Origin of the sequence: Pseudomonas sivasensis (assembly GCF_013778505.1) — a bacterium.
GTDB lineage: Bacteria > Pseudomonadota > Gammaproteobacteria > Pseudomonadales > Pseudomonadaceae > Aquipseudomonas > Aquipseudomonas sivasensis.
In genome coordinates this window covers 366,105-377,348 of record NZ_JAAOWU010000004.1, presented here as the reverse complement: position 1 = coordinate 377,348, position 11,244 = coordinate 366,105, and the positions used below count along the sequence as shown (strand labels likewise).

Annotated in this window: 6 protein-coding genes and 1 other RNA gene; all 7 read left to right on the top strand. The window is 58.6% G+C overall.

Translation table 11 applies throughout. From position 1 onward, the window contains the following. Positions 1-142 precede the first annotated feature (142 nt). The 7 genes from G9Q84_RS10700 (at position 143) to G9Q84_RS10670 (ending at position 10,866) form a co-directional block, all read left to right on the top strand. Complete coding sequence (locus tag G9Q84_RS10700; RefSeq protein WP_032887629.1) at positions 143-802, top strand: GntR family transcriptional regulator; 660 nt, start codon at positions 143-145, stop codon at positions 800-802. Between the two features lie 2 nt (positions 803-804). After that, entirely contained in the window at positions 805-4,293 is a 3,489-nt protein-coding gene (smc, locus tag G9Q84_RS10695; protein ID WP_181643278.1) for a chromosome segregation protein SMC, read from the top strand. 258 nt (positions 4,294-4,551) lie between these two features. Continuing rightward, the gene (gene zipA, locus G9Q84_RS10690) at positions 4,552-5,415 is read left to right on the top strand and encodes a cell division protein ZipA (RefSeq protein ID WP_032887633.1); all 864 of its coding nucleotides are present in this window, start codon (positions 4,552-4,554) and stop codon (positions 5,413-5,415) included. 87 nt (positions 5,416-5,502) lie between these two features. Further along, positions 5,503-7,872, top strand: a complete 2,370-nt coding sequence (gene ligA / locus G9Q84_RS10685) for an NAD-dependent DNA ligase LigA (RefSeq protein ID WP_095185357.1) — start codon at positions 5,503-5,505, stop codon at positions 7,870-7,872. Between the two features lie 151 nt (positions 7,873-8,023). Then, complete coding sequence (locus tag G9Q84_RS10680; protein ID WP_181643277.1) at positions 8,024-9,190, top strand: zinc-binding metallopeptidase family protein; 1,167 nt, start codon at positions 8,024-8,026, stop codon at positions 9,188-9,190. Positions 9,191-9,426: 236 nt separating this feature from the next. Next, positions 9,427-9,523: signal recognition particle sRNA small type (gene ffs, locus G9Q84_RS10675), an RNA gene on the top strand. Between the two features lie 260 nt (positions 9,524-9,783). Continuing rightward, on the top strand, positions 9,784-10,866 hold the full coding sequence (locus tag G9Q84_RS10670) for a type I restriction endonuclease (protein WP_181643276.1): 1,083 nt from the start codon (positions 9,784-9,786) through the stop codon (positions 10,864-10,866). Positions 10,867-11,244 lie beyond the last annotated feature (378 nt).

The window sequence follows — 11,244 nt, the reverse complement described above, 5'->3', positions numbered from 1 at the left end:
TGGAACCGGCGTTTTTGCGGGCTTACGCTGCTCAGCCGCTGCTTATTTCATGCCAAATTCGCCACGGTGGGCGTAGCGCCATCAGCCAGCCAATGCGCTACACTGCCGCGCTTGTACCGATAGAAGATTTTGAAGGGAAAACATGACGTTCAAGGCGCCGGACAGTCTCGCCGAGCAAATCGCTCACCACCTCGCCGAACGCATTATTCGCGGCGATCTCAAGCCTGGTGAGCGCATCCAGGAACAGAAAGTCACGCTGGCGCTCAATGTCAGCCGTGGTTCTGTGCGCGAAGCCTTGCTGATCCTCGAACGGCGCCACCTCATCGCGATCCTGCCGCGCCGTGGCGCCCACGTGACCGAGCTCACCGCACACAAGGTGCAGAGCCTGTGCACGCTGATGAGCGAGCTGTACATCCTGCTCGGCAATGCCGTCGCCGAAGGCTGGCAGACCCAGGCCGACATGGCGCCGTTCGTGCAGATCCAGCAGCGCCTGGTGACCAATTTCGAGCGTGAGGACATCCGCGCCTTCGTCGAAGAATGCTTTAACGTGATGCGCGCCGCGTACCCCTTTGCCAACAACCCGTACCTGCAGGAAACCGTCGAGAACCTGCAACCGGCGATGAACCGCGCTTATTACCTGGCCCTGGATCAGCGCAAGGCCTCCATGAGCGAGTACCTGGCGCTGTTCGAGCAACTGCTCGCCGCCGTACTGGCCCGTGACGTGCCGCAGATTCGCCTGGTGCTGTCGGCCTACTGCCAGCGCAGCAGCTCGTTGGTCATCGCAGCGTTGGCGGACGGCTAAGCGTGCGGCTCAAGTGCATCAAACTGGCGGGGTTCAAATCCTTCGTCGACCCGACCACGGTGAACTTCCCCAGTAACATGGCGGCGGTGGTCGGGCCCAATGGTTGCGGCAAGTCGAACATCATCGACGCCGTCCGTTGGGTGATGGGCGAGAGCTCGGCAAAAAACCTGCGCGGCGAGTCGATGACCGACGTCATCTTCAACGGCTCCACCAGCCGCAAGCCGGTGAGCCAGGCCAGCATCGAGTTGGTGTTCGATAACTCCGACGGCACCTTGATCGGCGAGTACGCGGCCTACGCGGAAATTTCCATCCGCCGCAAAGTCACGCGCGACAGCCAGAACAGCTACTTCCTCAACGGCACCAAGTGCCGTCGACGTGACATCACCGATATTTTCCTTGGCACCGGCCTGGGCCCGCGCAGCTACTCGATCATTGAGCAGGGCATGATCTCCAAGCTGATCGAAGCCAAGCCCGAAGACCTGCGTAACTTTATTGAAGAAGCGGCCGGCATCTCCAAGTACAAAGAGCGCCGCCGCGAAACCGAAAACCGCATCCGCCGTACCCACGAAAACCTTGCCCGCCTCACCGACCTGCGCGACGAGCTGGAGCGCCAGTTGGAGCGCCTGCACCGCCAGGCCCAGGCGGCCGAGAAATACCAGGAATACAAGGGCGAAGAACGCCAGCTCAAGGCACAACTCTCGGCCCTGCGCTGGCAGGCGCTGAATGAGCAAGTGGGGCAGCGCGAAGCGATCATCGGTACCCAGGAAATCAGTTTTGAAGCCTTGGTGGCGGAGCAACGTAACGCCGACGCCAGCATCGAGCGTCTGCGCGACGGGCACCATGATCTGTCCGAACGCTTCAATCTGGTGCAAGGCCGCTTCTATTCGGTAGGCGGCGACATCGCCCGTGTCGAGCAGAGCATCCAGCACGGCCAGCAGCGCCTGCGCCAATTGCAGGACGATCTGAAGGAAGCCGAACGCGCGCGTCTGGAGACCGAATCTCACCTGGGCCATGACCGCACCTTGCTGCTGACCCTGGGCGAAGAGCTGGACATGCTCACCCCAGAGCAGGAAATCACCAGCGCCGCCGCCGAAGAAGCCGCCGCGGCCCTGGAAGAATCTGAAACCACCATGCATGGCTGGCAGGAACAGTGGGACGCTTTCAACCTGCAATCCGCCGAGCCGCGTCGCCAGGCCGAGGTGCAGCAGTCGCGCATCCAGCAACTGGAAACCAGCATGGAGCGCCTGGCCGAGCGCCAGCGCCGCTTGCAGGAAGAGCGCGTATTGCTCGCCGCTGATCCGGAAGACGCCGCGATCATGGACCTCAGCGAGCAACTGGCCGAAAGCGAAATGACGCTGGAGGAGCTGGAAGCCAGCGAAGAACAACAAGTGGAGCGCCTGGAGCAACTGCGTCAGCAACTTCAACAGGCGACCCAGGCCCAGCAGCAGGCCCAGGGCGATTTGCAGCGGCTCAATGGTCGGCTGGCATCCCTTGAAGCCTTGCAGCAAGCTGCGTTGGACCCAGGTACCGGCACCGCCGAATGGTTGCGCGACCAGCATTTGGCCGAGCGGCCACGCCTGGCGGAAGGCCTGAAGGTCGAAGCCGGCTGGGAATTGGCAGTGGAAACCGTGCTCGGTGCCGATCTTCAAGCAGTGCTGGTGGATGACTTTGGCGGTTTCGACCTGGCCGGGTTTGCCCAAGGCGATCTGCGTTTGCTCAGCCCCGCCGCCGATGGTGCGCGGGTGCCGGGCAGCCTGCTGGATAAGGTCGAGGCCGCCATTGACCTGTCGCCGTGGTTGGGCCAAGTCAAACCGGTGGATTCCCTGGAGCAGGCCCTGGCCCAGCGCGGTCAATTGGCAGCCGGCGAAAGCCTGATCAGCCGCGATGGCTATTGGGTCGGCCGGCACTTTTTGCGGGTTCGCCGCGCCAGTGAAGCGGAAAGTGGCGTTCTGGCCCGTGGCCAGGAAATCGTCAACCTGATCGCTGAGCGCGAAGAGCGTGAAGCGACCCTCGAAAGCCTGGAAACCGAACTGCAAACCCTGCGCGCCACCCAGCGCCAGCAAGAGACCGGCCGCGAACACCTGCGCCGTCTGTTGCAGGACGAAGCGCGTCAGCAAGGCGAGTTGAAGGCGCAACTGTCGGCGAGCAAAGCCAAGGCCGAACAACTGACCCTGCGCCGTACCCGTCTTGATGAAGAAGTCGCCGAGATGGGCGAGCAACGCGCCCTGGAACATGAACAGATCGGCGAAGCGCGCCTGCACTTGCAGGAGGCGCTCGACAGCATGGCCCTCGATACCGAGCAGCGCGAACTGCTACTGGCCCAGCGCGACAGCTTGCGCGAACGCCTTGACCGCGTGCGCCAGGAAGCCCGGCAGCACAAGGATCACGCGCACCAATTGGCGGTACGCCTCGGCTCGCTGCGCGCCCAGCATGATTCCACACGCCAGGCCCTTGAACGCCTGGAGATGCAATCCGAACGCCTCACCGAAAAGCGCGAGCAACTGAGCCTCAATCTGGAGGAGGGCGAAGCGCCGTTGGAAGAGCTGCGCCTCAAGCTCGAAGAATTGCTCGACAAGCGCATGACCGTCGACGAAGAACTCAAGACTGCGCAGATCGCCCTGGAAGACGCCGACCGCGAATTGCGCGACGCGGAAAAACGCCGAACCCAGGCTGAGCAGCAATCCCAATTGATTCGCGGCCAACTCGAACAACAGCGCATGGAGTGGCAAGCCCTGACCGTGCGCCGCAAAACCTTGCAAGACCAATTGCTGGAAGACGGCTACGACCTGCACGGCGTGCTCAACACCCTGACCGCCCAGGCCAACGAGAAAGAAGCCGAGGAAGAACTTGAGCGGATTGCTGCACGTATCCAACGCCTGGGCGCGATCAACCTCGCGGCCATCGATGAATATCAGCAGCAGTCCGAGCGTAAACGTTATCTGGATGCCCAGGACGCCGACCTGGTCGAAGCCCTGGATACGTTGGAAAACGTGATCCGCAAGATCGACAAGGAAACCCGTAATCGCTTCAAAGATACCTTTGATCAGATTAATAGCGGTTTACAGGCGTTATTCCCGAAAGTTTTCGGCGGTGGCAGCGCTTACTTGGAACTGACGGGCGAAGATCTACTCGATACAGGGGTAACGATCATGGCGCGGCCTCCAGGTAAGAAGAACAGCACCATTCATTTGTTGTCCGGCGGCGAAAAAGCCCTGACCGCATTGGCCCTGGTATTTGCCATCTTCAAATTGAACCCGGCGCCGTTCTGTATGCTCGACGAAGTTGACGCTCCATTGGATGACGCTAACGTTGGACGCTATGCACGACTGGTCAAAGAGATGTCCCAGACCGTGCAGTTCATCTATATCACCCACAACAAGATCGCCATGGAAATGGCTGATCAGTTGATGGGTGTGACGATGCATGAACCGGGCTGTTCGCGTTTGGTCGCAGTGGATGTCGAAGAAGCGATGGCGATGGTGGAATCCTGAGCTGCGCCATGAGAGATAGTTTTCATGCGATGTCAGGTGATTTACCGGTCAAGTGAAAGTGGCAAATGGACATATTTGTTCAAGGCATTTTGACAGACGGTGTAAAGTTATCTTTGGTCGTGCTAGTTTAATGTCAATTTTTCGTGTGCGTGGGCAAAACGTCAGTCAGAACATAGAGTTGGCGCCACGTTTTAAAGCGGTTTGCACGGTGCTAAACCCCTTATTTTTCAGCATTTTTTATTAGAGGCACGGGATTACATGGAAATCGGTCTGCGCGAGTGGCTGATCGTCATCGGCATTATTGTCATTGCCGGTATTCTTTTTGATGGCTGGCGCCGCATGCGCGGTGGCAAGGGCAAGCTCAAATTCCGTCTGGACCGCAACCTGTCCAACTTGCCTGACGACGACGGCAGCGCCGAGCTGCTGGGGCCGCCCCGTGTGCTGGACACGCATAAAGAGCCGCAACTGGACGAGCACGACTTGCCGTCGATGAGCGCGCCGTTGCGTGAAGCCCGTGAACCGTCCTCCAAACGTGGCAAGCGCGCCAATGCCGCCGTGGCCGAGCCCCATCAGGGCGACCTGAACCTCGACGTCGACGAAGGCCCGAGTTTCAGCAGCCGTGACGATGACTTCCCGGACGAAAACGTTGGCAAGAACGCGCCGCGCCAATCGGTTAACGATCAGCCTGCTGCTGAAGAAGTGCTGGTGATCAGCGTGATCTGCCGCGACGCCGCCGGCTTCAAAGGCCCGGCCCTGTTGCAGAACATCCTCGAAAGCGGCCTGCGCTTTGGCGAGATGGATATTTTCCATCGCCACGAAAGCATGGCAGGCAACGGCGAAGTGCTGTTCTCCATGGCCAACGCAGTCAAGCCCGGCACCTTCGACCTGGACGACATCGACCTGTTCAGCACTCCAGCGGTGAGCTTCTTCCTTGGCCTGCCAGGCCCGCGTCACCCGAAACAAGCGTTCGATGTGATGGTGGCTGCAGCACGCAAGCTGTCCCAGGAGTTGAACGGCGAACTGAAGGACGACCAACGTAGCGTCCTGACCGCCCAGACCATCGAACACTACCGTCAGCGCATCGTCGAATTCGAGCGTCGCGCCCTGACACAGAAACGCTGAGGTTTGGCTTCAAGCGTTGTCGATAGAATTAAGCGCACCAACATTTGAGCAGCTTCGGCTGCTCTTTTGCTTTATGAGAGAACACCCATGACCGCCGCCCACACCCGCATCCTCGAACTGCGCGCTGAACTGGATCAGCACAACTACCGTTACCACGTCCTCGACGAGCCGAGTATTCCGGACGCCGAGTACGATCGGCTGTTCCACGAGCTCAAGGCTCTGGAAGCTGAGCATCCGGAACTGGTCACACGGGATTCGCCGACGCAGCGGGTCGGCAGCGCGGCGTTGTCGGCGTTCACTCAGGTCAAGCACGAGATCCCGATGCTCAGCCTGGGCAACGCCTTTGATGAAACCACGATGTTGGAGTTTGATCGCCGGGTGACTGAAGGCCTGGACTTGCCGGTGGGCGACCTTTTTGGCGCTGGTGCTGAAGTGGAGTACAGCTGCGAACCCAAACTGGACGGCCTGGCGGTCAGCCTGCTGTATCAGGACGGTGAGTTGGTGCGCGGTGCCACCCGAGGTGACGGCACCACTGGCGAAGACATCAGCGTCAACGTGCGCACCGTGCGCAATATCCCTTTGAAACTGCACGGCAGCGGCTGGCCGGCGACCTTGGAGGTGCGTGGCGAAGTCTTTATGTCCAAGGCCGGCTTCGAACGGCTCAATGCCTCGCAACTGGAAGTCGGCGGCAAGACCTTCGCCAACCCGCGCAATGCCGCCGCCGGCAGTCTGCGTCAGTTGGATTCGAAAATCACCGCCAGCCGCCCGCTGGAATTCTGCTGCTATGGCATTGGCCAGGTAACTGCTGACATCAGCGATACCCACATCGGGAACCTGCAGCAGTTGCAAAAATGGGGCATGCCCATCAGTCATGAACTGAAGCTGGCCAAGGGTATTCAGGATTGCCTGGATTACTACCGCGATATCGGCGAGCGGCGTAACAGCCTGCCCTATGAGATCGACGGCGTTGTCTTCAAGGTCAACAGCATTGCTGCTCAGCGTGAATTGGGCTTCCGCGCCCGTGAGCCGCGCTGGGCCATCGCCCATAAATTCCCGGCGATGGAAGAACTCACTGAGCTGCTCGACGTGGAATTCCAGGTCGGCCGCACCGGCGCCGTCACCCCGGTAGCGCGTCTGAAGCCCGTCAAGGTCGCGGGTGTGACTGTGTCCAACGCCACCTTGCACAACATGGATGAAGTGGCGCGTCTGGGCGTCATGATTGGCGACACTGTGATCATCCGGCGCGCTGGAGATGTGATCCCTCAAGTGGTGTCCGTAGTGCTTGAGCGACGTCCGGCCGATGCCCGCGCGGTACCGGTTCCCGAGAGCTGCCCGGTGTGTGGCTCGCACGTGGAGCGCACTCAACTGGTCAAGCGCAGCAAGGGCAAGGAAACCGTCAGCGAAGGCGCCGTGTACCGCTGCGTCGGGCGCCTGGCCTGTGGCGCTCAGCTGAAGCAGGCGATCATTCATTTTGTCTCGCGCCGGGCCATGGACATTGATGGGCTGGGTGACAAGACCATCGAGCAACTGGTGGATGAAAAACTCATCGGTTCGCCAGCCGACCTCTACACGCTCAAGTACGAGCAGATCATCGACCTGGAAGGCTTCGCCGACATCTCCAGCAAGAAGCTGATCGCCGCCATCGAGAACAGCAAGACGCCGACCCTCGCGCGTTTTATCTACGCGCTCGGCATCCCCGACGTGGGCGAGGAGACCGCCAAAGTGCTGGCACGCTCGCTGGGGTCCCTTGAGCGCGTGCAGCAGGCCTTGCCGCCGGTGCTGACGTACTTGCCCGACGTGGGCCTTGAAGTGGCGCACGAGATCCACAGCTTCTTTGAAGACAGCCATAACCAGGAAGTGATTGGCGCACTGCTGTCGCCGGAGAAGTGCGGCCTGCAATTGCAGGATCAGGGCGACCTCAGCGCCGAGTTCGCCGCTAGCACCACCTTGGGCGGCTTGCTCGACAAGCTGCACGTACCGTCCGTGGGCCCAGGCGCTGCGCAGAAGCTGGCGGACAAGTTCGGCAGCCTGGAAGGCGTGATCAAGGCCGACTGGCTGGACATGCGCCAGGCGCTGCCCGAAAAGCAGGCCAAGGCCGTGCGCGACTTCTTCGACAACCCGGACAACGCCCAGCACGCCTTGGCCATTGAGCAGCAGCTCAAGGACTTCGGCATGCACTGGCAAAGCGAGAAAAAGGTCGTAGAAGGCTTGCCTGAAGCCGGACACACGTGGGTACTCACTGGCTCCCTGGAGCTTATGAGTCGCGACGTGGCCAAGGAAAAGCTCGAAAGCCTCGGCGCCAAGGTGGCCGGTTCCGTCTCGGCGAAAACCCACTGCGTGGTGGCCGGGCCGGGTGCTGGTTCGAAACTGGCAAAGGCCAGCGAGTTAGGCTTGAAGGTGCTGGACGAAGAGGCCTTCGTGGCCTTTCTCGCCACGCACAACATTCCAGTCAGTTGACCCTCACCTGTAGGCGTCCGGCTTGCCGGCGATCGCGCGCCAAGGAGTGCCATCGTCGGCACGCCTGACGCCTATAGGGATGTCATCCCATTTTTGGAACGATCTTCGAAGGGAATTGATCTAGTCTTGGTCACCCCAGGAAGAGATCGCCATGTTCCGCTACTTCGAGCAACTCAGTTCGCGCATTGCCGCACCGTTCATGGCCGAATCCTCGCGCAACAGCAAGGTTTGGCAATGTCGTTGCGGCCAGTCCCTATTCTTTCGCAACAGCCAATGCCTGGCATGCGCAGCGCTGCTGGGCTATCAACCCCGGCAAAGTCGCTTGTCCTCGCTGCAACCCGGCCCCGTCGAAGGCACCTGGCTGCAGGACGATAACCTCGACGCCGGCGCCTTTCGCCGCTGCGCCAACCTTGGCACGCCTGCCGCCTGCAACTGGCTGATTCCGGCCCACAGCACCGCACCGCTGTGCGTGGCCTGTAGTCTCAACCGCACGATCCCCGACCTGTCGATCCCGGAAAACCATGAGCGCTGGCGCAAGGTAGAAACCGCCAAGCGCCGGTTGGTGGCGCAACTGATCAGCCTGGGCCTGAGCGTCGTGCCCAAGAGCGTTGACGAAGACACCGGCCTGGCCTTCGATTTCGTTGGCATCGACCTGGAAGGCAACGCCCCGATGACAGGCCATTCGAACGGCTTGATCACCCTCGACATCAAGGAAGCCGACGACGCCCACCGCGAAAAAATCCGGGTGCAGATGCGCGAGCCTTACCGCACCTTGCTCGGTCACTTTCGCCATGAGGTCGGCCACTATTATTGGGATCGCCTGATCGCCAATACCCACTGGCAGGACTCCTTTCGCACCCTGTTCGGCGACGAACGCGCCAGTTATGCCGACGCCCTTGACCAGCATTACCAAAACGGCCCGCGTCCTGACTGGCAGCAAACTTGCGTCAGCGCCTACGCCACCATGCACCCTTGGGAAGACTGGGCCGAAACCTGGGCTCATTACTTGCACATGATGGACGCCGTCGACACTGCCCTAGGCTTTGGCATGAGCGCCCGCGAGATGGACCTGGATTACCAGCCGTTCCCCCTTACTACGCTTTACGACCCCCAACATCCCAGCGGTCCTGCGTTCCTGTCGTTCGTTAACGCCTGGATTGAACTGGCGGGCATGCTCAATGAGCTGTCGCGCGCCATGGGCCAGCCGGATTTCTACCCGTTCGTGCTACCACCGGCGGTGATCGCCAAGCTGCACTTCATTCACTTGGTGATCCAGGAAGAGGGCGGCCGGGCGGATGAGGTGTTGCAGGCGCAATGACGAACCAATGTGGGAGGGGGCTTGCCCCCGATAGCGTTGGGTCAGTCACTGATTTATTGGCTGGCAGTCCGCTATCGGGGCAAGCCCCCTCCCACAGGGGATGGCGGGGAAGCTAATGGCCATGGCAAGTGCTTGAACCCCTTCATATTTTTAATCCGTCACCAACGGTTGTAACTTCCGATGAGATCGGTACAATGGCCCCGCTTGCCGAGAGGCAGGCGTCGTTATGGTGACCCCATCGGTCCCCCCGCAACGATTACCCGTGAACCTGGTCAGAGCCGGAAGGCAGCAGCCACAGCGGGAACATTGTGTGCCGGGGTGTGGCTGGTGGGGTTACCACCTATCTCTAAGTCCTTGATTTTACAAGGATTTCTCAGTCAAAAATCTCGAAGTGTGACAGCGTGTAGGTACACCGAAGTGGTGCATCATGCTCGACATTTTAGCTTGCAGCCTACCTCCTTCCAAGTCTCTCTCCGCATCGTCTCAATTTTCGCAATCCACCACTGGTCTCTTCGTTCGGCTGGGGTGTGATTCAGAATTGCCAGCATTGGTGGCTCCCACTAGGATAGTGCTCTCTATGCAAGGAACGAGATATGGAATTTCTAGAGCGACTGAACGCGTTATCCGCCAAAATTCGACAGCAGGGCGCTGCAATCCAGACGGAAGAGGCTACGAAGATTGCCTTCGTGATGCCTTTCATCAATTCCGTGCTCGGGTATGACGTGTTTGATCCTTCAGAAGTGACGCCAGAGTACATCTGTGATGTCGGGACCAAGAAGGGTGAGAAAATCGACTACGCAATCATGAAGAATGGAGAGATTCAAATTCTGATTGAATGCAAGAAGATTGGAGAACCGCTGAATATCAATCATGCCAGTCAGCTTTTCAGATATTTCCACGTCACCAATGCTCGGATTTCGATCCTGACCAATGGGCGGGTCTACAAGTTCTTCACTGACCTTGATGCACCGAACAAGATGGATGAAAAGCCATTTCTAGAGCTTGATCTGCTCGATCTTGATGAGCATGTGCTTCCTGAGCTTCAGAAGCTCACCAAGTCGGCCTTTGACGTCGATTCGATCATCAGTGCTGCTGGCGAATTGAAGTATGTAAGCCAGATCAAGAAGGAAATGGCGGTTCAGTTCAGTCAGCCGACTGAAGATTTCGTCAAGTTCTTCGCTGCTCGTGTATATGATGGGATCATTACACAAAAGGTTCGGGAGCAGTTTACTACTTTGACCCGGAAAGCGGCTGCTCAGTTTCTCGGGGATCAGGTTAATGATCGTTTGAAGTCTGCTATGAGCGGTGCTGTCGAACCATCCTATGCAATGGCGGCAGTGCAAAGCGATGCAGCAAATGATACCCCCGAAGAGTCTACTGAGGATCGCGTGCAGACGACACTTGACGAGCTGGAGGGCTTTCATATCGTCAAGGCTATCGTAAGGACAGTAGTTGACGCGAAGCGAATTGTCCATCGAGACACGCAAAGCTACTTCGGTATTCTACTCGATGACAACAACCGTAAACCAATTTGCCGACTCCATTTCAATCGGAGTCAGAAGTACATCGGTCTTTTCGATGGGGAGAAGAACGAAACTCGACATCCGATAGAGTCGCTAGATGATATCTTTGTTTTCGCAGAACAGCTGAAAGGGGTTATCTCGTACTACGAGTAATTTTTTATCTCGATCGTTCATTCGCACTGAGAGGCTCCCCACTTTCCAGAAAATGGGTGGGGTAGTCCGCTTCTATTCTTGGTGGAAAGAGCCTTTAAGTTTGCAGCGATATAACTCATGGCGGCTATAATTAGAGCTGTTCTGGTGCAGCAACCGGACAAGTGACTTTGACACGGTTTTCTATCCCGCCCCGAAAATTTCCAGTGCACTTACATATCTATTCGATTATCTAGCTGGAAATGTAATGTGTTGTTATTGCCCGAGGTGCTTAGCCAAGTGCGAGCTGGTCAATAGGAATCGTTCTTGATTTCAAAATAAGTTAGGGCAATCAGGGTTCGTCGCCCCTGACCGGGCGGCAGGGACGTGGCAAGCATCAAT